Source organism: Sphingomonas sp. (assembly GCF_039594485.1).
Classification (GTDB): Bacteria; Pseudomonadota; Alphaproteobacteria; order Sphingomonadales; family Sphingomonadaceae; genus Sphingomonas.
Map to the genome: position 1 here is coordinate 40,015 of NZ_JBCNNI010000014.1, position 25,236 is coordinate 65,250.

Below are 25,236 nucleotides of genomic sequence, written 5' to 3' on the forward strand. Positions count from 1 at the left end.
GCTTCCGGTGATCCTGTCGTATAGGCTGTCCGCGATGAGATTGCTGCTTGTGGAAGATGATGGCGACGTCGCCGAAACCCTGACCGCCTATCTTGAGCGGCAGGGTTTCGTCGTCGATCGCGCGGAGACGCTCGCGGTGGCGCAGGATGCGCTGCTCGACAATGATTTCGATCTGGTCCTGCTCGACCGGCTGCTGCCGGATGGCGATGGCGTATCGCTGATCGGCTATGCCCAGGCGCAGAGGCGGCCGCAGCGTTTCCTGTTGCTGTCGGCGCTGGCGGGGATCGACGACAAGGTCTCGGGGCTGGAACTCGGCGCGCATGATTACATCGCCAAGCCCTTCGAGCCGCGCGAACTGGTGGCGCGCATCCGCGTCGCGATGCGCCACGACCTGCACAAGACGCGCGAGGTCCGGCGCTTCGGACCGATACTTCACGATGTCGAGGGTGGGGGATTCTTCGTCGACGGTGCGCCGATGTCGCTGCGCCGGTCCGAGGCGCTGGTGCTCGCCGCGCTGATGATGCGCGACGGCGCGCTGGTCCGGCGCGAGACGCTCGAAACACGGGTCTATGGCTATGACAAGTTCGTCAACGGCAATTCGCTGGAATCCATCATATCCCGTTTGCGCAAGGCCCTGGCGACCAAGACCGCGAGCGTGAAGATCCTTTCGGTGCGTGGCGTCGGCTATCAACTGGTCGAGGGCGACTGACATGCAAGGCTGGTGCAAGCCGCGCATGTCACCCCATGTCGGCCATTCTCTCTTTCGAGCCGTTTATTCATGCAGATGACCGATCAGGCCCAGCTTGCCCGCGAACAGTCGGAGGAGTTTCGGACCGTGTTCCGCGCCATCCGCGATCAGGTGCGGCGGATGATGGTGGGGCAGCAGGACGTGATCGACGGCGTGCTGACCGCGCTGATGGCGGGCGGGCATGTGCTGCTGGAGGGGGTGCCGGGGCTCGGCAAGACGATGTTGATCAACTCGATCAGCCGTGCGGTCGACCTGCCATTCTCACGCATCCAGTTCACGCCCGACATGATGCCCGCCGATATCATCGGCACCACCATGTTGACCGAGGCGGAAGGCGGGGGGCATGAGCTGACCTTTCAGCAGGGGCCGATCGTCGCCAATCTGGTGCTTGCCGACGAGATCAACCGCGCGACCCCCAAGACCCAGTCCGCCTTGCTGGAGGTGATGCAGGAACGGCAGGTCACGGTCGGCCGCCGCACGCTGAAGATGCCGGAGCCCTTCTGCGTCATGGCGACCCAGAATCCGGTGGATCAGGAAGGCACCTATCCACTTCCCGAAGCGCAGCTCGACCGCTTCCTGTTCAAACTGCTGGTCGGCTATCCGACCGAGGAGGAATATCACGCGATCATCGACCGGACGACCGGCGGGGAGGCGGTGGCGATCGACCCGGTGACCGATGCGGCGACGCTGTGCCGCCTGCGGGAGGTGGTCCGGCAGGTGCCGGTGCCCGAGGTCGCCAAGAGCTATGCCATCCGCCTGGTGATGGCGACCCAGCCGGGCAGCGCCTATGCGCCGGACTCGGTGCGGCGTGGGGTGGCGCTGGGCGCGTCGCCGCGCGGGGTGCAGAGCCTGATCCTGGCGGCGAAGGTCCAGTGTCTGCTCGACGATCGCTTTGCGGTCAGCACCGACGATATCGCGGCGATCGCCCGCCCGGTCCTGCGGCACCGGGTCATCGTCAATTATCAGGCCATGGCCCGCGGCGAGGGGATCGAGCCGTTGATCGACGACATCATCGCAACCGTGCCGAGGGCCTGACCCTCGCCGACAGGCGGGGACGATGGGCGCATGCCGGGGCGGCGGGGACGCTGGCATCCCGTTCGGGGAGATGCCAGCGCGGACGCTCTTACTCGGCGGCCTGGAGCAGCGGTTCGGGCTTCAGGGCCCGGCTGGGCGCCCCGTCGACCGCCACCGGCACCGATCCGGCGATCGTCGCCCGGCGCAGATGCCGCCTTTGCTTGCCGAAATCCGCGATCGCGCGGTGCTGCGTTGCGCGATTGTCCCAGATCGCCGCGTCGCCGGGCTGCCAGCGCCATCGCACCGTATTCTCCGGCTTGGTGATCTGATCCTGGAGGATCTGGAATACGCGGTTTGAGTCGTCGCGGTTCAGGCCGACGAAGCTCTTGACGAAATTGCCGAGTAGCAGCGCCTTTTCGCCGGTCACCGGGTGGACGTGCACCACCGGATGTTCCGTCTCATAGACGGTGGACGCGAATATCTCGCGGTGGCGACGGATCGCGTCCGCCGACGCGCCGGGACTGGCGGTGGCATAGTCATAGGCATTGGTGTGAACGGCGCGCAGATCGTCGACCAGCGCCTTCAGCGCCTTGGGCAGCCCTTCATAGGCGGCGACCGCGTTCGCCCAGAGGGTGTCGCCACCCGCCGGCGGGATCACCAGCGCACGCAGGATCGAGGCGGCCGGGAAGGCGGGCAGGAAGGTGATGTCGGTATGCCATTGCGATGCCGCCTCGCCCTCGCGCGAGTTGAGTTCGAGCAGGAAGCGCGATCCCTCCGCCACCGGCACCGTGGGATGTGCGAGCGGCTCACCGAGCCGGGCGGCGAAGGCTTCGTGCGTTTCGTCGTCCAGATGCGTCTGCCCTCGGAAGAAGATCACCTTGTGGCGGCCCAGGGCCTTTTTGATCGCGTCGATGGTGAGATCGTCGAGATCGCCCGATAGGGCGACGCCCCGGATTTCGGCGCCGATCCGCCCCGCGACGGGCACGATGTCGAGCGGGCTGTGAGTGTCGGCGGCGTTGTCGAACTGGTGCTGGATCACGGTCATGTCACACACTCCTTCAGGCTTGGACGGGAATGGCGGCCGCACGGGTATCGAGGGCACGGCGGATCGCGGCGTGGCGGGTCTGGTCGAGCGGAAAATGCCAGATCAGCGCGGCCGAGATGATGTGCGCAGCGGCAGGGCCGAGCGCGAAGACGTATTTCAGTGCTTCCAGTGCGCCGGGTTCGCTATGCCCTTTCGGCGCGAAGCCCAGCCACGCGAGCAGCGGGAGCGCCAGGCCGATGCCGATTGCCGGGCCCGCCTTGGTCGCGAGGCTGAAGACGGAGAAGAACAGGCCGGTGCGGTTGTGGCCTGTCGCCAGTTCGTGCGCATCGGCGACATCCGCCACCATCGCGCGCAGCATCAGATTGCCCGATCCCTGGGTCAGACCCTGCGCCACCGCGAGCGCGACCAGCAGCCACAACGTGTCGGGGAAGACCGCGAGCAGGCCGATATTGATCGCCGCCTGCGCCAGTTCGCCCGCGATTGCTGTTTCGCGCTTCCCCAGTCGTCGACCGATCGCGAGCCATAGCGGCCCGGCGACGACGCCGAAGACGAATTGCAGGAGATACAGGCCGCTCGCCCATTGCGGCAGGCCCATATAGCTGACGCAGAAGAATGCGATCAGCCCCGCCCGGATCGATTGCCCGGCGGTCACCGCGACGTCGGACGCGAGCACGCGCAGCAGCAGCCGGTCGCCAAAGACCAGCCCCACGCTGCGCCAGAAGCCGGTATGGCGTGCGTAATGCGTCGGTAGGGGCGGTTCGGCGATCGCGGTCAGGCCCAGCAACAATGCGGGAACCAGCGTCACCAGGATGAAGACACCCGTCGCGTGGAGCTTCAGCACGCCGTCGGCGGGCCGCCATTGTTCGATCAGCGTCGGGAGGATCAGGACCAGCAACAGGCCGATGGCGAACATCGTCTGCTTATAGGTCACGATGCGCGTGCGCTCGTGATACTGGCCCGACAATTCCCCTGCCCAGGCCGAGAAGGGAATCTCGATCATCGTCCAGCCAGCGTAAAAGACGAACAGCGCCGTACCGAGATACAATGGCGCGATGGCCGCGGGCGGGAAGAACAGCAGGGCGGAGCCGATCCCGAACAACAGGCCACCCGCTGCAATCCAGGGACGGCGGCGGCCGAAGCGGCTGCGCGTGCGATCGGACAGCGTGCCGACGATCGGGTCCGCCGCCACGTCCCAGAACCGCCCGAGGAAGAAGATGAAGCCGATCGTCGCCAGCGACAGGCCAAAATGGCTGGCATAGAGTTGCGGCACGAACAGAACGAGCGGCAGCCCCGCACCGGCCAAAGGGATCGATAACGAGCCAAAGCCGAGCAACCGGCCCGCCGATGCGCCACCGCTTCGCGCGCTCGTCCGTGTTTCGCACCTGGGCTCCACGGTATCAAAGGGAATGCTGGCCATCACCGTCTCCGTCAGAAACGGACCTTGAGCGTTGCGCCATAGGTGCCCGGATCGCCGAGAATGGCGGTGACGAGCCCGTAATTGACGACGTTCAAGGTCTGGAAATAGTCCTTGTCGAACAGGTTGCGTGCCCAGACCGACAGGTCGTAGCGACCGCCTTCGCCCAACCGGATCCCGGCACGCGCGTTGACCAGGCCATAGCCGGGGACCAGCCCGTAGCGGCTGTTGCTGGCGACGGTGTAATAGGAGGAGCGGTAGGACCAGTCGCCGTGAACATAGGCCTCGGTGTCGCCGCCCAGCGCTCGGGTGATGTCGCCGCCGACCGAGGCCGCCCATTTGGGCACGCCGGCCAGCCGCTGACCCGAAAAATCGCGGACCGGCGATCCGCCGGGACTGGCGGTGGTCGGGTTGAGCGCCTCCACGGGGGTCGGACCATTGGGATAGTCGCGATAGGTCGCATCGGTATAGGCGAGCGATCCGGTCAGGCTCAGCCAGTCGGCGGGCCGAACCGCCAGATCGCCCTCGAACCCGCGTGAGCGGACCTTGGGGATATTGGCGATATAGTTGATATAGGTGTTGGTGCCGATCAACTGCTGGACGATCGTCGTCTGATAATCCCGCACATTGGTCTGATAGGCGGCGAGGTTGAGCGTCACGCGCCGGTCGAGGAACTGCGACTTCAGGCCGATCTCGTAATTGTCGACCTTTTCGGGCCGGACGACCGGATCGACCCCGGCGGGCAGATTGGTGAGGTTCAGCCCCTGCGACTTCGCGCCGCGCGAATAGGTGGCATAGAGCAGGGTATCCTCGCTCGGCTTCCAGCCCAGCGTCGCCAGGCCGGAGAAACTGTCGTCGTCGGCATCGACCGAAAAGGCCTGGACCGGGGTGAGCGCATTGCGGATCGCCGTGACGCGCGCGATCTGCGCGGCCGTCAACCCGGTGGTCGGCTGGGCGAAGACCCGCTCATTGCGGTAGCGGCCCCATTTCTCCTCATGGGTGTAGCGCAGTCCGGCGGTCAGGCTGAGCGCCGGCGTGACGTGCCATGTCCCCTGGCCGAAGATCGCCCCGCTCTTCGTATGCGGATCGGATTGCCCGGCGGAGAGCAGGCCGTTGGTCGCAATGCCGGCGACCCTCTGATCGTCCGAGGGAAAGAGCGCGAGCGCGGCATCGGATCCGAATTCGGTGCGGCTATATCCGCGCACCACCTGTTGGAAATAATAGGCGCCGAGAAGCCAGTCCACGTTGCGCGTGCCGGTGGAAGCGATCCGCAATTCCTGACTGAATTGCCGCTGGAAATTGAGGATATGGCCCTGCGTGTTGATCGACAGCCCGATCATGTCGCCATCGTTGCGCGGGAACCAGTTCCACTGCCGGACGGCCGTGATCGAGGTGACCGCCGCGTTCCCCAGATCATAATCGACCTGGCCCGAAACGCCCCAGGTATCCATGTTCGCCTGAAAGGGCGAATTGGCATCGGTGGTCCTGGCGAACGGGTCGATGGGCAGCGGCGTGTAATTGGGGAAGCGTGCCAGCCGCTGGGTGAAGCTGTTGGCGATGGCGGCGCCATTGTCGTAGGTCGCGAAGGTGCTGACCGGCAGGTTGATGCAGCAGGACTGGTCCTGCTGTCCCCAGTCGCCGATGATGCGGATCGTGAGGGCAGGGTCCGGGGTCAGCAGCAACTGGCCGCGCACCGTCGCATTCTCATAGTCATGGACGCGGCGGCGCGTGGTCGCGTTGTAGAGAAAGCCGTCGCGGGTGGTGTAGGCCGCGCTCAGGCGGAATGCGGCAAGACCATCGATCAGCGGGCCGGTAACGGAACCCCGCACCTGCCGGTAGTCATAGTTGCCGATGTCCGCCTGGCCATCGGCGTGCCACTGGAACTGGGGCAGGCGGCTGGAGATGTTGATCGCGCCCGCGGTGGTGTTCTTGCCGAACAGCGTACCCTGTGGTCCGCGCAGCACCTCGACCCGGTCGAGATCGACGAGGTCGAACTGGCTCTGTCCGACGCGACCATAATAGACATTGTCGATATAGACGCCGACGCCATTCTCCAGCCCGTCATTGGTCAGCGCGACATTCGATCCGAGACCCCGGATATTGATGTTCGTGTTGCGGGGATTGAAACTGAAGACCTGGAGCGACGGTACGAGTTGCTGCACCTGATCGAGCCGGTAATCGCCGCGAATGCCCAGTTGCTCCGCGCTGACGACGCTGAGCGCGATCGGGACGTCCTGCGCCCGCTCCTCCCGCCGCCGGGCGGTGACGAGGATGTCATTGCCGGGATCGACGGCGGGATCGGTCGCACTGTCCGTCGGCCCATCGTCCCTGCGCGGCACGTCCGCCGCCGCGACCTTGGACGGCGCATCGTTGCTGGCGAGAATCTGGGCGGCGGCACCGGAGGGCAGCAGCGCCGTCGCGGCGAGTAGCAGGTATCGGCGTCGATGGACGAGCGCCATGCCTGCCGGAAATCCCCTTTTCATGGATCGGCTTTCTTATTGTTCTGGGCATTGATCACGGGCACGACCGGCCGTTCGCCGACGCGTGGATCGCGGCGCACGTCTTGCCGACCTGCCATTCGAAAATGTCTGGCGTTACCGGGGGGGCCGGCGATCAGCGGTCATTATGTCGCGTGGTCCGCCTCGATGGGCGGATCGTGGAAGCGGATCGCGGTCATCCCTATTCCCTCATCCCCATCTCCTCACCATGCGCCGAACCAGCGGCCATGACGATAATCCTACTTTGCAGATGGGAATTGTGGGGAAAGCATATGTTGCGCCATCCTTAGGCCAGCTATGCGGCTTGCAAGCCCGCCGGGTGGAGCAGAAAAATAGGCCTGAACAAGGGGATAGGAGCATTTTCGTCGGTCGAGCGATCCGCGCGTTCGGCGAGAACACGCATCCGCCAGCAGGGCCGCGGATCGGCGGTCCTGCGCGAATAGTGCTCTTGTCAGTGGTGTTCGACCGATCCGGCGGGGATCAGGACGGTGGATTCGGCTCCGGCACCGGTGCGGCCTTGGGCGGCTCCACCCTGATCTCGACCCGCCGGTTCTTGTCGCGGCCCTCGGGATCGTCCGAGCCGTCGAGCTTGCGATTGGGTGCGATAGGCCGTGCCTCGCCCAGCGCGATGACCGTGATCCGATCCGCCGCGACGCCCTTCTTGACCAGATAGTCCCGCGCCGCTTCCGCACGGCGGCGCGACGCGATCAGGTTGGACGCATCGGAGCCGGCGGAGTCGCTGTGCCCCCAGATGATGATCGGTCCGCCCAACGCCATGACGGGATCGGCGACCAGCGTGTCGAGCAGGGCGATGCCCGCCTGATCCGGCTGCGCCCCCTTGGCCGGGAAGGGAATGGTCCGTTCGATCGGTTCGGCGGGCGGTGCCGGGGTGGGGGACGGCTGGATATCCGGGCGGATGATCGACTTCTTGGCCTCCTCCCGCTCCTGCGCCGCCAGGTCATTCCCCGGCATCGCCATATTGCCATCGGCATCCGCACCGGCGCCCGCATTGGAGGGCGCTACCGCTGCATCGTTCGCGGCCGATTCGCCGCCGGGCTGGCAGGCGGTCACGCCAAGGCTGATCATGGCCGCCGCGATCGACCGTACGGCTCGGTTGTTCCACGTCGATATCGTCATGCGACATCCTCTCCGGTTTGAAAGGACTGATTAGCGTCAGGATCGCCATGACGCGAGGGTCCGTAGGACACGACGACATCGCCATTTTGCGGCAACGGCCGGGCGGCATGGGTGAAGAAGCGGATGCGGCCGTCCTTGCGCAGGACGAAGAGCATGTCGGCCTCGTCGGGCAGCGCCGAGCGGGCATGGTCGAAGTTGAACTGCTCGCTGATCCGGGTCTTGCGGAAGGCCCAGCCCGCCGCTTCGCGTTGCAGGATTTCCTCCACCCCGTGCCCGGCGGTGAACATGGCCCGGCCGCGCAGCGCCTCGGGCAGGCTGCGATGGTCTTCATCGTCGCCGGTGCCCCCGAGCTGATATACCGAGTCGCGGCCGATATCATGTGCGAACTCGTTGCAGACCAGGGCATTATACGCCTCGTTGTCGGTCGTCGCGACCAGCACCTGGAACTGGGTGAGGTCGAGCCGTTCGTCGGTCGTCTCGGCCAGGATTTCGCCATGATAGGTCTCGATCCCGGCCTGGCGCGGGCCGGACAGCCTTTGCCAGCTGGTATCGGCGATCATGACCGGCAGGCCCAGCGACTGGATCTGCCGCGCGAGCGAGATGCTCCACGGCGTGCTGCCGACGATCAGCAGCCCCTTCTGCGTCGCGCCCGTGACCTTCAGCCAGCGCGCGACGAAGCGGATGCTGAAGCCATGCGCGATGATGGTCGCGACCACCACGGCGAAGGAGAGGGTGACCAGGATATTGCCATTGCCATAGCCGAGCTGGTCGAGGCGCAGCGCGAACAGCCCCGACACCGCGACCGCGACGACGCCGCGCGGCGCGATCCAGGCGACCAGCAGCCGCTCGTTCCAGGGAATCTTGCTGAAGGCCAGCGCGATCAGCACGGTCGCCGGGCGGACCAGGAACAGCAGCGCCAACAGGAAGGCCGCGAAACGCCATTCGAACAGCCGCAGCACTTCGAAATCGAGCGAGGCGGACAGCAGGACGAACACGCCGGAGATCAGCAGGACCGTCACATTCTCCTTGAACGGATGGATGTCGCGCAGCGAATCCAGCCGCATATTGGCCACCGCGACCCCCATCACCGTCACCGCGAGCAGCCCGGTTTCCTGCTGGATCAGATTGGACAGGACGAAGGTGCCGATGACCGCGACGAGCAGCACCGGGGCCTTGAGATATTCCGGCACATGCCCGCGCGGAAAGGCCCAGGCGATCGCGCGCGCCATGCCATAGCCGATCAGCCCGGACACCACCGCCGCTCCCAGCAGCGCGGTGACGACGGACAATAGCGTGCCGCCCTCATCGACGCGGCGCAGATATTCATAGGTGATGACGGCGCAGAGCGCGCCGAACGGATCGTTGACGATCGCTTCCCATTTGAGGATCGCGCGGGGCCGCGCCGCGATATTGCTCTGGCGGAGCAGGGGGATGACGACGGTCGGGCCGGTCACCACCAGGATACCGGCGAACAGGATCGCGACCGGCCAGACCAGCCCGGCCACATAATAGCAGGCCAGGGCGCCCAGCACCCAGCCGAGCGGGATGCCGATCATCATCAACCGGGTCACCGCGCCTTCGGTCTTGCGCAACTCGCGGAAGTTGAGGCTCAGTCCTCCCTCGAACAGGATCAGCGCGACGGCCACCGAGATCATGGGTTCAAGCAGGTCGCCGAATGTGCGTTCCGGGATGATCAGGCCGGTGATCGGACCGGCGATGACGCCGGCGGCCAGCATCAGTGCGATGGCGGGCCATCCCGTTCGCCACGCGATCCACTGCGCGCCGATGCCAAGAACACCGATCAGCGCGAAGACGAGAGCTTGTTGTTCCATAGCGCCGTTTAACCCCTGGAGACTCCAAAGGTAACCGTCAGCCTGCTTCGGTCGAATAAAGTCGGGATGATCAGGGCCGCATGGGATCGGATCGACGGTGCCTTATTCGGGATTCCAGTCATATTGCATCTGGCGCGCGGTGAGCCGCGCAAGGTCCGGGCTGACCAGGCGAGATACCAGATGCAGGCTCATGCCGATTCCGGCGGATATGCCAGCGGACGTCATGATCGCGCCATGGTCGATATAGGGCGGGCCCTCCACGACGGTAACGCCGGGAAACTGCGTTCGCAGGTCATCCAGATCCTCCCAATGGGTGGTTGCGCTCAGGCCGTCGAGCATGCCGAGACGTGCAAGTAGGAATGCGCCGGTGCAGACGGACGCGGTCACGCGCGCACGCCCGGCGGTGCGCCGGATCCAGTCCAGTATGGTCGGATCCTCCAAGGCGGCCGTCACGACACCGCCCGGGACGATCAGGATATCGAGTGGGGGAGCATTGTCGAAATCATGGTCCGGCATCACGCGAAGGCCATGCCGCGCGACGATCGGCGCATTTTGCTGGCCGATGGTCATGACGTCGAATGGCGCGACGCCGGTTCCGGCTTTGGTCGGTGCGATACGCGCCGCCACCGAGAAAACCTCATAGGGCCCGGCAAAGTCGAGGACCTCGACATCGGGGAACAGGAGGATGCCCACCTTGGCGGGCAATGGCTGACGGGGCAGCGGTGAGGCGTTCGACATGCCCCAGTCAGGTAGCAGCCGAAAAGCCGGGCTCAAAGGAGAGCCGTTCTCGCCTGTGGATCTGTTGATCTCGATCAGCTATGGACGTGATGTCCAGCGAGTCTCGGAAGGAGGGTGACGATGAACGATCTGATCACGCCCATCCGCGGAGCAACCTTTGTGGACGGCCTTCGCCGCCACTGACGCGCCGGGTCCTTTACGGGATCACATCGACAATCGCTGACACGAGGACCGCGCGTTGAGGCGCGGGTAAGCTTTCCATGATCGACGACGAATGCAATGACGAAGCCCGGTTTCCGCGGGCGTCCGTTCTGCGCCAGGTGCTGGCGTTCACCTTTGGCCTGTGGCGTCGGACGCCGTGGCTGACCACGGGGTGCGCGGCGGCGATGCTGCTTGCCACGCTCACCGAAGTCTTCGTGCCGCTCTATGCCGGCCACATGATCGACGCGATCGCCGGTGGCGACGGAGCAAGGGCCTGGCGAGTGTTCGCGGTCATCACCGCCCTGGGCGGCGTGATGGTGGTGTTGCGCCATCTGGGTTGGTGGATGATCACGCCGTTGACACTGACCATGATGCGCGACGTGACGCAGGAGGCGTTTGCGCGCGTTCAGCGGCTGTCAACCGACTGGCATGCCAACGCCTTTTCCGGCTCGACCGTGCGGCGGATCACGCGCGGCATGTGGGCACTGGACACGCTCAACGACGTGCTTTTGATGTCCCTGCTGCCATCCGTGACGATGCTGGTGGGAACCGTGGCGCTGCTCGCGCTCCATTGGCCGCTATTGGGCGTGGTGATGGGGGCGGGGGCGCTGGCCTATATGATCCTGACGATCACCCTGGCGGCGCGTGTGCTGGCGCCGATCGCGCGGCTGTCGAACCAGTGGGATACGAAGATTGGCGGCGTGCTGGCCGACGCCATCGGCACCAACGCGGTGGTGAAGGCCTTTGGTGGCGAGGCGCGGGAGGAGGCGCTGCTGGCGAACGTCCTTGCGAAATGGCGTCGGCGGACCGCCCGCACCTGGCTGGCGTTCACCTGGGCCGGGTCGGGCCAGCTCGCGCTGCTGTGGTCGCTGCGGATTGCGGTGACTGGCGCGGCGCTGTGGCTTTGGTCACGTGGCGAGGCGGGGGCGGGCGACATGGCCTATGTCGTCACCAGCTATCTGGTCCTGAACGGCTATCTTCGTGACATCGGCCAATATGTCCACCAGCTTCAGCGCGCGGTGAACGAGATGGAGGAACTGGTTCAGCTTCATGGCGAGCCGCTGGGCGTTGCCGATCGCCCCGATGCGCATGCGATCGCGATCGAGGCGGGCGCGGTCCGGTTCGAGGATGTGACCTTCCGCTATGCCGGGCAGGATCGGCCGCTCTACGACCATCTGGACGTCACCATCGCCGCTGGCCAGCGCGTCGGGCTGGTCGGGCCATCGGGGTCGGGCAAGACCAGTTTCGTGAAGCTGATCCAGCGTCTCTATGATGTCGATGCCGGTCGGGTCACGATCGACGGGCAGGACGTGGCTCAGGCGACCCAGGCGTCGCTGCGTCAGCAGGTGGCGATCGTGCCGCAGGAGCCGGTGCTGTTCCACCGGACGCTCGCCGACAATATCGGCTATGGCCGACCTGGCGCGACGCTGGCGGAGATCGAGCAGGCGGCGCGCCTCGCCAACGCCCATGACTTTATCGCCGCATTGCCCAAGGGATATCGGACCCTGGTCGGCGAGCGGGGCGTGAAGCTGTCGGGTGGCGAGCGCCAGCGGGTGGCGATCGCGCGCGCTTTCCTGGCCGATGCGCCGATCCTGATCCTCGACGAGGCGACATCCAGCCTCGATTCCGAAAGCGAGGCGGCGATCCAGCAGGCAATGGAGCGGCTGATGGTCGGTCGCACATCCATCGTCATCGCCCATCGGCTCTCGACGGTGCGTTCGCTCGACCGGATCCTCGTCTTTGCCGGGGGCAGGATCGTCGAGGACGGGCCGCATGATGCGCTGCTCCTCGCCGATGATGGCCATTACCGTCGCCTGTTCGAGCGTCAGGCGGGGACACCAGCGCCCGAAATCGTCGCCTGACCGGGCATCAGCTTTCGCCGAAAAGAATATTGGCGAGGCGCCGGCCCGGATCACCTGCGTCCAGCTTCGGCGCGATTTCGGCGCAGGCCGCAAGGTGTCGATCCGCGGTGTCGAAGCCGATCTTCAGCATCAAGGGCGAGGCACGACGCCTGGACCTGGCGCAAAAATGGCGTCCGCGCGTCAATCTCATCGCCGGGCACCGGACCTGCTCGACGGTCGGCTGGGCGAGCTGCTCAATGTGATGCACAGCCAGGTCGACATGCGCGGCACCTCGGTCGCCAATACCGACTAGCGGCGCTGTCTCGACCTCGACCGGCCGAGGGAAAAGACCGTCGCCGACCCGGCCTGTGCCGCCCATCCGACCGATGAACGTCGCAGGTCCATCGCAGCCTCTATGGCGTTGCGCTTTCGATCAGGCAGGTAATGAGCTTTTCGCTGGCCGGGGTCACCGGCTCTTGATTCAGCGTTCGGAGGAAGATCGAGCCGAAGGACACGATCATGAATGCCTGGGCAAGGGTACGATGTTCGTCTTCCACCATATCGCTGTCCATCAGGCCGGCAAAGGCGCGGCTGATATTCTCATCCGCCTGGTCGCGAATACCCTGGAAGATGCTTCTGATTCGATCGTTACGCGCGCCTTCTGCTGCGATTTCGAGGAACATGCGGTCCCCGGATTCATCCTTGTGGCAGGGTGTCGTGGTCAGCCAGCCGATGATTCCGGCACGATCCTTGTTGGCCACGGCCGTATTCAGTGTGTTCTGATCCGCGATGCGTTCGCAGTCCGCCTCGACGATCGCGGCGATGATATCCTCTTTCGCCGGGAAATCGCGGTACAGTTGCTGAACGGCGACGCCAGATTCCTTCGCGATCGCGGCGATTCCCGTGGCGTGAAAACCATTTTCGACGAACAGTCGCCGCGCCACCTCCTTGACAGTGTGTCGGCGCAGTTCCGCCCGGGTGGGAAGGGAACACTTGGTATTCGACAAGATGGAACCTCTCTCCAGCAGGTTGACGCACTCGAACGGCAGGTCTAACGACGCAGTTAGTGAGTGATCGCTCTCACACAATTTAGCAAGCGGGAAATGATATGTCTTCGAATCGGCTGATGGGTCGTGTGCTGGCATCCTGCGCCTTGCTCGCACTGGCCGCTTGCGGCGGGGGTGACAAGCAACAGCAGGTAGCCCAGGGGCCGGCACCTGTCGGGTATGTGGTGGCGAACGAGCAGCCTGTCACCCTGACGACCGAATTGCCGGGCAGAACGACCGCTTTCGAAACCTCCGATGTCCGTCCCCAGGTGAACGGCCTCATCACCCAAAGGCTGTTTGTCGAGGGTGATGTGGTCCATCAGGGCCAGCCGCTGTACCGTATCGACCCGGCACCCTATCAGGCCCAGGTCGCGAGCGCCCGCGCCGCATTGACCCGTGCGCGGGCGAGCATCGCGTCGAGCGCCGCCCTGGCGCGCCGCTACGGCGAACTGGTCAAGATCAACGCCATCGCCAGGCAGGAATATGAAAACGCCCAGACCAGTGCGGCGCAGGCGCAGGCCGATGTCGCCGCGCAACAGGCCGCGCTGCGAACGGCGGAGATCGACCTCGCCCGCACCACGATCCGGGCGCCGATCACCGGGCGCATCGGTCGTTCGGTGTTCACCACCGGCGCGCTGGTGTCGGCGTCGCAGGCCGATGCCCTGGCCACCATCCAGCGGCTCGACCCCATCTATGTCGACATTCAGGAGCCGAGCGCCGAACTGCTGAAACTGCGGCGGCAGATCATGAGCGGCCAGTTGACCCGTGACGGCAATGCCCGGGTCAAGCTGAAGCTCGAGGATGGCAGCGATTATGGCCCGCAGGGCACGTTGCGGTTCGCCGATGTCACCGTCGACCCGACGACAGGTTCGCAGGTGATCCGTGCCCTGTTTCCCAACCCCCACGGGCTGTTGCTGCCCGGCATGTTCGTGCGCGCCTCGCTGGTCGAGGGAACGCAGTCGCATGCCTTCCTGGTGCCGCAACGCGCCGTCAGCCGCGATGAAAAGGGACAGGCGACCGTGATGGTGATCGGCGCGGGCAACAAGGTCGAGGTGCGGACGCTCCAGGCCACGCGGTCGATCGGCGACAGCTGGCTGGTGAACAGCGGCCTGAAGGCGGGGGACAAGATCATCGTCGAGGGCGGAATGCTGCTGCGGCCGGGCATGCCCGTCCAGGGCAAGCCATGGGACCCCAATGCCAAGCCCGCCGGCGCGTCGCCGCAAGCGGGCCAGGCACAGGCACAGGCGAAGTAAACGGCCATGTCACGCTATTTCATCGATCGCCCGATCTTCGCCTATGTGCTGGCGGTGATGGTCGTCATCGCCGGCCTCCTGTCGCTGCGCACGCTGCCCATCTCCCAGTTTCCGGCGATCGCGCCGCCAGCGGTCTCGATCACGGCCAATTATCCGGGTGCCGACGCCCAGACGCTGGAGAACACCACCACACAGATCATCGAGCAGCAGATGAAGGGGCTCGATCACCTTCGCTACTTCTCGTCCTCATCCTCCTCGGCGGGCAGCGTGACGATCACCCTGACCTTCGAGCAGGGGACCGATCCCGACATCGCGCAGGTGCAGGTCCAGAACAAGCTGCAGGCGGCGACCCCGCTTCTGCCGCAGGAGGTCCAGCGCCAGGGCATTATCGTTGCCAAGGCGACGCAGAATTTCCTGCTGTTCGTCAGTCTCTATTCGGAGAATGGCAAGCATAACGCGGACGATCTCTCCGACATCGTCGCCTCGCGGATCGCCGATCCGCTGTCGCGCGTGACCGGCGTCGGCGATACCCAGGTCCTTGGGTCGCAATATGCGATGCGCATCTGGGTCGATCCGATCAAGCTCAACAACTATGCGCTGACCATAGCGGACGTGACCAATGCGGTCACGGCGCAGAACGCGCAGGTTTCGGCGGGCCAGATCGGCGCTCAGCCCGCGCCCAAGGAGCAGATGCTCAACGCGACCGTCTCGGTCTCGTCGCGTCTGACCTCACCCGAGCAGTTTGCGCAGATCCGGCTGAAGAGCAACACCGACGGATCGATCGTTCGGCTGGGGGATGTCGCGCGCGTCGAGATCGGGGCGGAAAACTATGCCTTCTCGTCGCAGTGGAACGGCAAGCCCGCGTCCGGCATCGGCATCAAGCTGGCGCCCGGTGCCAACGCGCTCGATACCGTTGCCGCGGTCAAGGAGCGGGTGAACGAGCTTGCCAAGCAGTTCCCGCCCGACGTCAAGGTCATCTACCCCTATGACACGTCGCCCTTCGTCCGCCTGTCGATCGAACAGGTGATCGAGACGCTGGTCGAAGCGGTCGTGCTCGTCTTCCTCGTGATGTTCCTGTTCCTCCAGAATTTCCGCGCCACGCTGATCCCGACGATCGCGGTGCCGGTGGTTTTGATGGGCACGTTCGGGGTACTGGCGGCGTTCGGTTACTCGATCAATACGCTGACCCTGTTCGGCATGGTGCTGGCGATCGGTCTGCTGGTCGACGACGCGATCGTCGTCGTCGAAAATGTCGAGCGCCTCATCATCACTGAGCATATGTCGCCGAAGGATGCGGCGCGCAAATCGATGGACGAGATCACCGGCGCGCTGATCGGCATTGCCGCCGTGCTGTCCGCCGTCTTCCTGCCGATGGCCTTTTTCGGCGGGTCGACGGGCGTCATCTATCGCCAGTTCTCGATCACGATCGTTTCGGCCATGGTGCTGTCGGTCGCGGTCGCGTTGATCCTGACACCTGCGCTGTGCGCCGCAATCCTGAAACCGCACGACCCGAGCAAGGGGCAGGGCAATGGCCCGCTGGCGCGCTTCTTCCGCTGGTTCAACGATCGTTTCGACCGCGGACGCGACCGTTATGAAAAGGGCGCTCGCTCGACCGCTCGTCGCTGGGGCCGCTCGCTGATCGCCTATGCCCTGATCGTTGCGGGCATGACCGTCCTGTTCATGCGGTTGCCGACCGGCTTCCTGCCTGACGAGGACCAGGGCGTGATGATCGCGCTGGTCCAGGGACCGCCGGGTGCGAGCACGGCCCGGACCCAGAAGGGTCTCGACCTCATCCGCGATCAGTTCCTGAGCGATGCGGGCGGCGCCATTCGCGGCGTCTACACGATCAACGGGTTCAGCTTCGCCGGTCAGGGCCAGAATAGCGGTATCGCCTTCATTCCGATGAAGGAATGGAAGGACCGCCCCGGTGCGCAGAACAAGGCGCAGGCGATCATCGGGCGCGCGATGGGAGCCTTCTCGCACTACAATGACGGCCTGATCTTCGCGGTCATCCCGCCTGCGGTCCAGGAACTGGGCAATGCCACGGGCTTCGACATGCAGTTGGTCGACATCGCCGGCATCGGGCATGAAAAGCTGCTGGCGGCGCGCAACCAGTTGCTGGGCATGGCCTCGCAGAACAAGTCGCTGGTCGGCGTGCGTCCCAACGCACTCGACGATGCGCCGCAGCTCAAGGTCAATGTCGATCAGGACAAGGCGCGGGCACTGGGTCTGGACCTGTCGACCGTCAACAGCACGATCGCGACCGCATGGGGTGGTTCCTATGTGAACGACTTCATCGATCGCGGCCGCGTGAAGCGCGTCTATATCCAGGCCGATGCCGCCTATCGCATGGCGCCCGAGGATATCGGCGACCTCTATGTACGCGGCGCGACGGGCACCATGGCGCCGTTCACCGCCTTCTCCACCCTTGCGTGGAACCAGGGACCGATGCAGCTCACCCGCTATAACGGCCAGCCTTCGATGGAAATCCTGGGCCAGGCCGCGCCGGGCGTATCGTCCGGCGCCGCGATCAGGGCGATGGAGGAGATGCAGGCCAAGCTGCCGCCCGGCACCCGGCTGGACTGGACGGGCCTCAGCTATGAGGAACAGCTTTCCGGTGGCCAGGCGCCCGCGCTTTACGGCCTGTCGCTGCTGATCGTCTTCCTCTGCCTCGCGGCGCTGTATGAGAGCTGGTCGGTGCCGATCTCAGTCCTGCTGGTCGTGCCGCTGGGCGTCGTCGGTGCGCTGCTGGCCGCCATGCTGACGGGGCTGAACAACGACATCTATCTGCAGGTCGGCCTGATCACCACGATCGGCGTGTCGGCGAAGAATGCGATCCTGATCGTCGAGTTCGCCGAGGAGAAGATGCGGGAGGGGATGAATGCGTTCGACGCGGCGATCGAAGCCGCCAAGCTGCGCCTGCGTCCGATCCTCATGACCAGCCTGGCCTTCATCTTCGGCGTGTTCCCGCTGGCCATCGCCGATGGTGCGGGCGCCGGTGGTCAGAACGCCATCGGTCGCGCGGTGGTGGGCGGCATGCTGTCGGCGACGATCCTGGCCATCTTCTTCGTGCCGATGTTCTTCGTCGTGGTCATGCGGCTGTTCGATCGCAAAAAGGGCGAAACGCCGCAGGGGGATGTACCTCCGCATGACGGCGGACGGCCCGATGATGGCGAACAGGGTTCGCCGTCCATGCCGCAGGGAGTTTGAATTGTGAGCAATCCGAAATTCGCGTTCGCCCTCCTGGCGGCCACGACGCTGGCCGGGTGCAATCTCGCCCCGAAATATGTCCGCCCGGTGGGCGCCGTCCCGGCCACGCTGCCGCAGGAGGGCATCTATCCGGCGGCGGCGACCGATGCGCCCGATGTCACCAGGATCGGCTGGCGGGACTTCTTCACCGACGATCGCCTGCGCCGCACCATCGCACTGGGGCTGGAGAACAACCGCGATCTGCGCATCGCGGCGGCCAATGTGCTGCAGGCGCGGGCACAGTACCGCGTCCAGCGTGCGGATCTGGTTCCCTCGACGACCTTGTCCGGTTCGGGCACCTATACGAACAACATCCAGGGTGCCGCGGGCGCACTGGGCGGAGCGGCTGGTGGCGGAACCGGTGCCGGCACCGGAACGGGCACGGGTTCGGGAGCTGGCGCCGGTGGTACCGGACTGGGCGCCGGGGTGGGGACCTCCTCGTCCAATCTCGAATTCTATTCGGTCAATGCAGGGTTCTCGGCCTTCGAACTCGATCTGTTCGGTCGCGTCCGCAATCTCAATCGGGCCGCGCTGGAGCAGTATTTCGCGACAGAGGAAGCCCAGCGTTCGACGCGGATCAGCCTGATCGCCGAGATCGCCACCGCCTGGCTGACCTATGCGTCGGACCAGGACCAGTTGCGCATCTCGCAGGAGTCGCTGAAGTCATTCGAGCAGTCGCTGGAACTCACGCGGGCGCAGTTCCGTATCGGCGTCGCCTCCGAACTTGAGGCGCGCCAGGCCGAGACGACCTATCAGGGCGCGCGCAACGACATCGCCGTGCTGAAGACACGGGTGGCGCAGGACAAGAACGCCCTCGACCTGCTGGTCGGCGCGCCGGTGGCGACCGATCTGCTGCCGCAGGGGTTGGGCGACGGACGTGCGGCGCTGCAGGCGCTGCCGACGGGTCTGTCATCCGATATCCTGCTGCGCCGGCCGGATGTCTTGCAGGCCGAGCATCAGTTGATCGCGCAGAACGCGAATATCGGTGCGGCGCGGGCGGCGATGTTCCCGCGCATCTCGTTGACCGCGACGCTGGGCACGATCAGCACGGCGTTGAGCGGTCTCTTCGCCGGGGGCAGCTTCACCTATACGGGCGCGCCGTCCGTATCTTTGCCGCTGTTCGACGGCGGGCGGCTTCGCGGCAATCTGGATGCTGCTCGTGCGCAGCAACAGGCCGCCGTCTCGACCTATGAGAAAGCCGTTCAGACCGCGTTCCGCGAGGTGGCGGATGCCCTGGCGCAGCGTGGCACCATCGACGAGCAGATCGCGGCGCAGACGGCGCGCGTGGAAGCGGCGAACGTCGCGTTTAAGATTTCGGATGCGCGTTACCGGACGGGCGTCGAATCCTTCCTGACGACCCTCGATTCTCAACGCACCGCCTATTCGGCGCAGCAATTGCTCGTCACGACCCGATTGAACCGGGAGAGCAACATGGTGGAACTGTATCGTTCGCTTGGCGGCGGGCTGGCGAACTGATCCCCCCGCTCGACCCTGGGAAACCGTGAGCCCATGGACTGGCGGAACAGAGTTATCCCCGCGTCGACCGGCTTTCATAGCCGGCCGACGCGGGAACGCTGCGGACCCGCGGACATGTCACGCAGGGCTGCGTCATTCGCCTATTCCGGCAGGCGCAGGGCGTCGGGGATAGCCTGCCCGATCCAGGGCGACGCCTGTTCATAGGCGTGGCCGACCTGCAATACCGCAAGATCAGCATGGTTGGGGCCGATGATCTGCAGGCCGATCGGCAGGTTGCGGGGGCCGCCGAAACCCGCCGGCACCGCCAGCGTCGGCAACCCCGCCATGGTCGGCGGAAGCGTCACCTCCATCCAGCGGTGATAGCTGTCCATGCTGCGGCCCGCTATCTCCTTCGGCCAGCGCTGTTCGACCGGGAAGGGAAAGACCTGCGCCGTCGGCAGCACGACGAAATCATAGCGGTCGAACAGGGTGCGGAAAGCCTGATAGATGCGGCTGCGCCCCTGCGAGGCTTCCGCCACCTGGCGACCGGTCAGCGCCAGATAGCCTTCGACTTCGTAGATCGCCTCGGGCTTCATCAGCGCGCGTTTTGCCGGATCCTGGTAGAAGTCGATCAAATCCGATCCCACCGACCAGAAGCGCAGCGTGAGGGCGGTCTGCCACATCTCCGCCGCTGACAGCGGCAATCGGGCCTCTTCCACCGTCATGCCGATCGCGCGAAAGGCGGAAAGGGCCTTTGTGCACGTCTCGATGATCCCCGGCTCGGTTGCGAGTGCGCCTTGCAGGTCGCCGAGCCAGCCGATCCTTCCACCCCGCCAGTCGCGCTCTAGCGATCCGACGAAGGAGGCCGGGTCGTCCGGGAGGGAGAAGGGCGCACGCGGGTCGGGGCCCGCCTGCACCGAGAGGAGCAGCGCCAGATCGCGGACATGCCGCGCCATCGGGCCGGAGGTCGCGAAGGTCTGGCCGAAGACGTCGCTCGACGGCGCGGAGGGTACGCGTCCGAACGAGGGACGAAAGCCGAAGACATTGTTCCAGCCGGCGGGGTTACGTAGCGATCCGCCAAAGTCGCTGCCATCGGCGAGCGGCACCATATGGAGGGCCAACGCCACCGCCCCGCCGCCGGTGCTGCCCCCCGCGGCGTATCCGGGGTTCCAGGCGTTGCGGGTCGTGCCGAACACCGGGTTGAAGCTGTGCGACCCCAGCGCGAATTCGGGCACGTTGGATTTGCCGACGAAGATCGCCCCGGCGTCGCGCATCCGCGCCACCACCAGCGAGTCCGCCGTGGGAATGGCATCCCGCAGGATCGGCGAACCCTGGGTGGTACGAATGCCACGGGTCGGTGCGGTGTCCTTCACGGCATGGGGAAAGCCATGCAGCGGCCCACGGAACCGTCCCGCCGCGGCGTCGGCGTCGCATGCCGCAGCCGTTTCCATCAGCTGCTCCGGCCGAACCTGCGAGACGATCGCGGTGAAACGCGGGTTCAGCCGATCGAACCGTGCCAGATGCGCGGTCATGACCTCGCGGCTCGAAACCTGCTTGCGCCGGATGGCGACGGCCAGATCGGTCGCGCCGAGATCGAGCACGTCGCCGGCCGCAGCCGGACGAGCCATGGCTTTCGCCGCCGCGATCGCCGCGGGACCGGCGAGCACGGTGCGCCGGGTCAACCGGCCCCGCGTGTGTTCAGGCTTGTCACGCATGGGCAGGACCCTCCTTGTAACCCCCGGACCATCGGTCTCCGTCGCGCCGCCGGACCACCATGTTCAATATTCGAAGGTGATCGACGACTTGAAGGTTCGCGGCGCGCCCGTGGTCAGATAGCCGAGCACCGCCGAGGACCAGTAATCCTTGTTGGTGACATTCTCCGCGCTGAGCCGGAACGTCACCGGATGGCGGTCCGCGACGAAGACATAGCGCAGGCCGAGATCGAGGCGCGTCCAGGCCGGAATGGACAATGTATTGATGTTGTTGACATATTGGCGGCCCGTATAGACCACCCGGCCGGTCAGGGTCGCGCTTGAAAGGAAGGGCGGCACCACTTCGGCGCCGAAATTGACCTGCCATTCGGGCACGCCGATCCCGCGCTTGCCACGCAGGTCATAGGGGAGGCGGTTGATATAGGTGACCTGTCGGATCACTTCCGCCTGGGTATAGGTGGCGCCGCCGATGAAGCGCAGCCAGTCGGTCGGTTCGCCGTTCAGGCTCAGTTCGACGCCGCGATTGCGCTGTTCGCCATCGACCAGCAGTGAGACCTGACCGACCGCCGGACCATCGACATAGGAGGAGATGGGCTGCTTCGTCTGATAGATGGCTGCCGTACCCGTCAGTCCGTGCAGCGCGAACTTGATGCCGCCTTCATACTGCACCGAGCGATAGGGTTCGAAGATCTGGCCCGAATTGGCGACCGTCAGGCCACCAAAGGTCGCGGGTGCGACCGCGCCCTGGGCCAGCGCTTCGATGCGGTTTGCGTAGAGCGACAGCGTATCAGTCGGCTTCGCGACGATACCGATGACCGGCGTCACCGCATCCCGGATGACCTGGGTGACACGGTAGGTCGGGCTATAGGCGAAGGTTCGCGAATCCATCCTCTGGTAGCGCCCGCCGACGGTCAGCAGCAGCCGATCGTCGACGAAGCCGAGCGTGTCCGACGCGAATACGCTGCCATAGTCGAAGGCTTGAAGACGGCGCAGATTGCCAAGGTTGGTCAATAGGGTCGCGTCCGCCGGCTTGGCGACCTGGGGCGCATTGTACAGGTTGCTGCAGAACACCGAGGACGTCAGCGATGCCGCCGGAATGCCCGTGCAATTCGCGCCGGTCCGGGTCGAGGCCGGATAGATGCCGCCGGTCGAGATGTTGCGATTTTCCTGGAAGGTCACCGACGCACCGGCATTGACCTGGTGCGAGATGCCGCCGGTCCAGAACTTGGCGCGCAGGCCGAGCTGCCCGGCCTCGTTATTGTCGGCGCGGGGCACATAGAGCCTGGCCTGGGTGCCGTTGCCATTGGCGGCAGCGATGGTGAGCGTCGAATAGTCGCCATATTCGCTGCCGTCGCGCATCCCGAACGCGGCATAGAGCATCACGTCCTTGGCGATATCGAGTTCGAAGCGCAGCGTGCCATAGACGTCGCGCAGCTTGGTATAGGTCCAGGCCTGACCATAGTTGGAACTGGCCCTGGGCGGATTCGGCACGGCCGTCAGCGTCGAGCCCAGACGCACCACCGGACGCGGCTGGAACACGCGCTGGTTTTCATAGCCCAGGTCGAGGAATACCCGCGCGGGGCCGCTGCGATAGTCGATGCCGAGGCCGCCGACGATTACGCGCTTGTCCTCATTGTCGATCGCATTCTCGCCCTGGCGATAGACGCCATTGGCGCGGATGCCGAACTCGTCATGGACGCCGAAGCGCCGGCCCGCATCGAAATTGCCGCCGAAGATGCTCTTGCCGCTGAAGCTGCCGGTGATGCGATACAGTTCCTTGCCGGCGCGCTTCGGCGTCAGGTTGATGCCGCCGCCGACGCCCGATCCGCCCGGAGGCGCACCGAACAGGAAGGCGCTGGCCCCGTTGAGCACCTGGACGCCCTCATAAAGCTCGGGCGAGATCAACTGGCGCGGCGTGATGCCATACATGCCGTCGATCGCGATGTCGTCGCCATAGAGCGGAAAGCCACGGACCATGAACAATTCGGCCTGGTTGCCGTTGCCGGAGGTAACGCGCACCGCCGGATCGTTCTTCATCACGTCGCCGATCGTCTCCGATTGCTGATCGAGGATGAGTTTGGCCGTGTAGGTCGTGACGTTGAACGGGGTCGACATCGCATCCTGATTGCCGAGCGCGCCCAGATTGCCGTCGCTCACCACCTGCTTCTGCGCCTGTTGCCCCGTGACGATGATCTCATTGTCTTGCGCGCTCGTCTCTTCCTGCTGCGCGACGGCGGGCGTGGCCAGCATGGTGGCGAGTGCGGTAAGTCCAACGGCACGAAGCCGGGATCGGCGAGCGGTCATGCGAAATCCCCCAGAAACCGGAAACAAGGCCAGTCCACTCCCGATTTTGCTTTTCATTATCCGGTCAGCATTGGCCCATTGCCTGGTCGGCAAAACATCCAGTTTCTGCGGAGGTGAGGGGACCAAGCCTCGTTTCAGGCCACGAAGCGCGGAATCCCGCCCACAATCGTCCGCAGGACCTTGGCATCGGTGATCCGTTCCGGGTCGATCGCGAAGAGATCGGTATCAAAGACCGTGAAATCCGCGAGATAGCCCGGCGCCAGCACGCCGACGCGCTGTTCCGAAAAGGCGGCATAAGCGCCACCACGCGTATAGCCGGACAGGGCCTGGGCCAGGCTGACCCGTTGTTCGGGATACCAGCCGCCGGGATTCCTGCCGTCGAGCGTCTCGCGGAGCACCGCCGCCTTCAGGCCGCTCAGCGGATCGATCGGCGCGACCGGCCAGTCCGATCCCATGCAGACATGCGCGCCCGACGCGATCAGCGAATGAAAGGCGAAGCTTGTCTTCAACCGATCCGGGCCGATGCGTCGCACGGCCCAACGACCATCGTCGACGGCGTGATAGGGCTGGACCGAGGCGATCACGCCCTGGCGGGCGAAGCGCGGGATCGCCGCCGGGGCGAGATGCTGGGCATGTTCGATGCGGAAGCGGCGATCGCGCTTGCCATTGGCGGCGGCGACGGCCGCCATGATATCCAGCACCGTGTCATTGGCCCGGTCGCCAATCGCGTGCACCGCGATCTGGAGCCCGGCCCTGTCCGCCGCCATCATCCAGCGCCGGAGGTCGGCGGGATCGGTGACGGTCATGCCGTGCGTGGACGGATCATCCAGATAGGGTTCGTAGAACAGGGCGGTCCGCGACCCCAGCGAGCCGTCGAAGACGACCTTGCAGCCCGCCAGACGCATCCAGTCGTCACCGCTGCCCTGGTCGGCGATCCGTGCCGCCTGCCGTTCCCAGTCCGCGAGCGGGACATAGCTGGCAAAGCGGATGCCGGGCGGCCCGGCAGCGTTCAGGCGTTGAAAGGCGGCCTGGGCAACCCAGTCGATCTCGGTGCTGTGGACACTGGTCACGCCCTTGCTCAGGGCCAGTGCGATACCCTGTCGCGCCGCCGCGTCGATCTGCGCGTCGCTGGGGGCGCCGATCGCGCGCAGCACCAGTTGCTTGGCGGCGTCCTTGACGATGCCGGTCGGCTCGCCCTTCGCGTCACGCTCGATCACGCCGCCGGGGATGTCGGGGGTGTTGCGATCGATGCCGGCCAGCCTCAGCGCGACCGAATTGAGCAGCATCATGTGGAGGTCATATCGTATGACTGCGACCGGCGTATCGGGCGTGACCGGATCGATCCAGCTCCGATCAGGCATCCTGCCGCCCCAGCGGTCCTGATCCCAATTGCCACCCTGCAACCATTGTCCGGGCGGCAGGTTGCGGGCCGCTTCGCCGATCCGCCGGATGAACGCCTCGGGGGTGTCCGCCGTGCGCAGCGATGGCTGGGACAGCATGATCGAGGCTTTGACGAAATGGACATGCGCGTCGATCAGGCCGGGCGTTACGAACGCCCCCTTCAGATCGACGATTTGCGTCGATCGGACCGTACCGCTCCTCACCGCGGCCTGGCCGATCGCGCCGATCCTGTCGCCCTTGATCCCGATGGCGTCGGAGAACAGGTGCGGCCCGGCCCCCGTCCAGATCCGGCCGTTGACATAGGCGACGTCAAGCGCGCCGGGCATGTCCCGCCCGCGGCCGAATGTC

18 protein-coding genes are annotated in these 25,236 nt (G+C 65.4%); 7 read left to right on the forward strand and 11 right to left on the reverse strand.

Features of this window, described 5'->3' with window-relative positions; all coding sequences use genetic code 11:
* Positions 1–34 precede the first annotated feature (34 nt).
* On the forward strand, positions 35–709 hold the full coding sequence (locus tag ABDV78_RS08975) for a response regulator transcription factor (protein ID WP_343527051.1): 675 nt from the start codon (positions 35–37) through the stop codon (positions 707–709).
* Positions 710–778: 69 nt separating this feature from the next.
* Positions 779–1,783, forward strand: a complete 1,005-nt coding sequence (locus ABDV78_RS08980) for a MoxR family ATPase (protein WP_343527052.1) — start codon at positions 779–781, stop codon at positions 1,781–1,783.
* 88 nt (positions 1,784–1,871) lie between these two features.
* Here ABDV78_RS08980 and ABDV78_RS08985 read toward each other — a convergent pair whose 3' ends face one another.
* The 6 genes from ABDV78_RS08985 to ABDV78_RS09010 all read right to left on the reverse strand — a co-directional run bounded on the left by ABDV78_RS08985 (position 1,872) and on the right by ABDV78_RS09010 (position 10,426).
* Positions 1,872–2,807 (reverse strand): TauD/TfdA family dioxygenase, encoded by a 936-nt coding sequence (locus ABDV78_RS08985; RefSeq protein WP_343527053.1) that lies wholly within the window; start codon positions 2,805–2,807, stop codon positions 1,872–1,874.
* Positions 2,808–2,820: 13 nt separating this feature from the next.
* Positions 2,821–4,224 (reverse strand): MFS transporter, encoded by a 1,404-nt coding sequence (locus ABDV78_RS08990; protein WP_343527055.1) that lies wholly within the window; start codon positions 4,222–4,224, stop codon positions 2,821–2,823.
* An 11-nt stretch (positions 4,225–4,235) separates the two neighbouring features.
* Positions 4,236–6,680: a TonB-dependent receptor gene (locus ABDV78_RS08995; RefSeq protein WP_343527056.1), complete on the reverse strand. Its 2,445-nt coding sequence runs from the start codon at positions 6,678–6,680 to the stop codon at positions 4,236–4,238.
* Between the two features lie 519 nt (positions 6,681–7,199).
* Positions 7,200–7,856 carry an OmpA family protein gene (locus ABDV78_RS09000; protein ID WP_343527057.1) on the reverse strand — a complete coding sequence of 219 codons (657 nt, stop codon included), beginning with the start codon at positions 7,854–7,856 and terminating at the stop codon, positions 7,200–7,202.
* Positions 7,853–9,688 (reverse strand): sodium:proton antiporter, encoded by a 1,836-nt coding sequence (locus ABDV78_RS09005; RefSeq protein ID WP_343527058.1) that lies wholly within the window; start codon positions 9,686–9,688, stop codon positions 7,853–7,855. Before ABDV78_RS09005 ends, ABDV78_RS09000 begins: the two co-directional genes overlap by 4 nt.
* A gap of 102 nt (positions 9,689–9,790) precedes the next feature.
* The gene (locus ABDV78_RS09010) at positions 9,791–10,426 is read right to left on the reverse strand and encodes a DJ-1/PfpI family protein (RefSeq protein WP_343527059.1); all 636 of its coding nucleotides are present in this window, start codon (positions 10,424–10,426) and stop codon (positions 9,791–9,793) included.
* Positions 10,427–10,686: 260 nt separating this feature from the next.
* Here ABDV78_RS09010 and ABDV78_RS09015 point away from each other — a divergent pair, with 260 nt between their 5' ends.
* Positions 10,687–12,489: an ABC transporter ATP-binding protein gene (locus tag ABDV78_RS09015; protein ID WP_343527061.1), complete on the forward strand. Its 1,803-nt coding sequence runs from the start codon at positions 10,687–10,689 to the stop codon at positions 12,487–12,489.
* A 7-nt stretch (positions 12,490–12,496) separates the two neighbouring features.
* On the opposite strand, the gene ABDV78_RS09020 is transcribed toward ABDV78_RS09015, so the two are convergent.
* Positions 12,497–12,619: a hypothetical protein gene (locus tag ABDV78_RS09020; RefSeq protein ID WP_343527062.1), complete on the reverse strand. Its 123-nt coding sequence runs from the start codon at positions 12,617–12,619 to the stop codon at positions 12,497–12,499.
* Between the two features lie 36 nt (positions 12,620–12,655).
* Between ABDV78_RS09020 and ABDV78_RS09025 the strand changes: the two genes are divergently transcribed.
* A complete protein-coding gene (locus ABDV78_RS09025) occupies positions 12,656–12,781 on the forward strand; it encodes a hypothetical protein (protein WP_343527063.1) in 126 nt (41 codons plus the stop codon).
* A 100-nt stretch (positions 12,782–12,881) separates the two neighbouring features.
* Here ABDV78_RS09025 and ABDV78_RS09030 read toward each other — a convergent pair whose 3' ends face one another.
* Positions 12,882–13,412 carry a TetR/AcrR family transcriptional regulator gene (locus tag ABDV78_RS09030; protein WP_343527064.1) on the reverse strand — a complete coding sequence of 177 codons (531 nt, stop codon included), beginning with the start codon at positions 13,410–13,412 and terminating at the stop codon, positions 12,882–12,884.
* 182 nt (positions 13,413–13,594) lie between these two features.
* Between ABDV78_RS09030 and ABDV78_RS09035 the strand changes: the two genes are divergently transcribed.
* From ABDV78_RS09035 to ABDV78_RS09045, 3 genes are read left to right on the forward strand one after another with little or no spacing between them, the layout of a single operon-like run.
* Complete coding sequence (locus ABDV78_RS09035; RefSeq protein ID WP_343527065.1) at positions 13,595–14,767, forward strand: efflux RND transporter periplasmic adaptor subunit; 1,173 nt, start codon at positions 13,595–13,597, stop codon at positions 14,765–14,767.
* 6 nt (positions 14,768–14,773) lie between these two features.
* Entirely contained in the window at positions 14,774–17,977 is a 3,204-nt protein-coding gene (locus ABDV78_RS09040; RefSeq protein WP_343527066.1) for an efflux RND transporter permease subunit, read from the forward strand.
* A gap of 3 nt (positions 17,978–17,980) precedes the next feature.
* Positions 17,981–19,492, forward strand: coding sequence for an efflux transporter outer membrane subunit (locus ABDV78_RS09045; RefSeq protein ID WP_343527067.1), 1,512 nt, complete (start codon positions 17,981–17,983; stop codon positions 19,490–19,492).
* Positions 19,493–19,632: 140 nt separating this feature from the next.
* On the opposite strand, the gene ABDV78_RS09050 is transcribed toward ABDV78_RS09045, so the two are convergent.
* The 3 genes from ABDV78_RS09050 to ABDV78_RS09060 form a co-directional block, all read right to left on the reverse strand.
* The gene (locus ABDV78_RS09050) at positions 19,633–21,186 is read right to left on the reverse strand and encodes an amidase (RefSeq protein ID WP_343527068.1); all 1,554 of its coding nucleotides are present in this window, start codon (positions 21,184–21,186) and stop codon (positions 19,633–19,635) included.
* A gap of 63 nt (positions 21,187–21,249) precedes the next feature.
* Positions 21,250–23,487: a TonB-dependent receptor gene (locus ABDV78_RS09055; protein WP_343527069.1), complete on the reverse strand. Its 2,238-nt coding sequence runs from the start codon at positions 23,485–23,487 to the stop codon at positions 21,250–21,252.
* A 134-nt stretch (positions 23,488–23,621) separates the two neighbouring features.
* Positions 23,622–25,214 (reverse strand): amidohydrolase, encoded by a 1,593-nt coding sequence (locus ABDV78_RS09060; RefSeq protein ID WP_343527070.1) that lies wholly within the window; start codon positions 25,212–25,214, stop codon positions 23,622–23,624.
* Positions 25,215–25,236 lie beyond the last annotated feature (22 nt).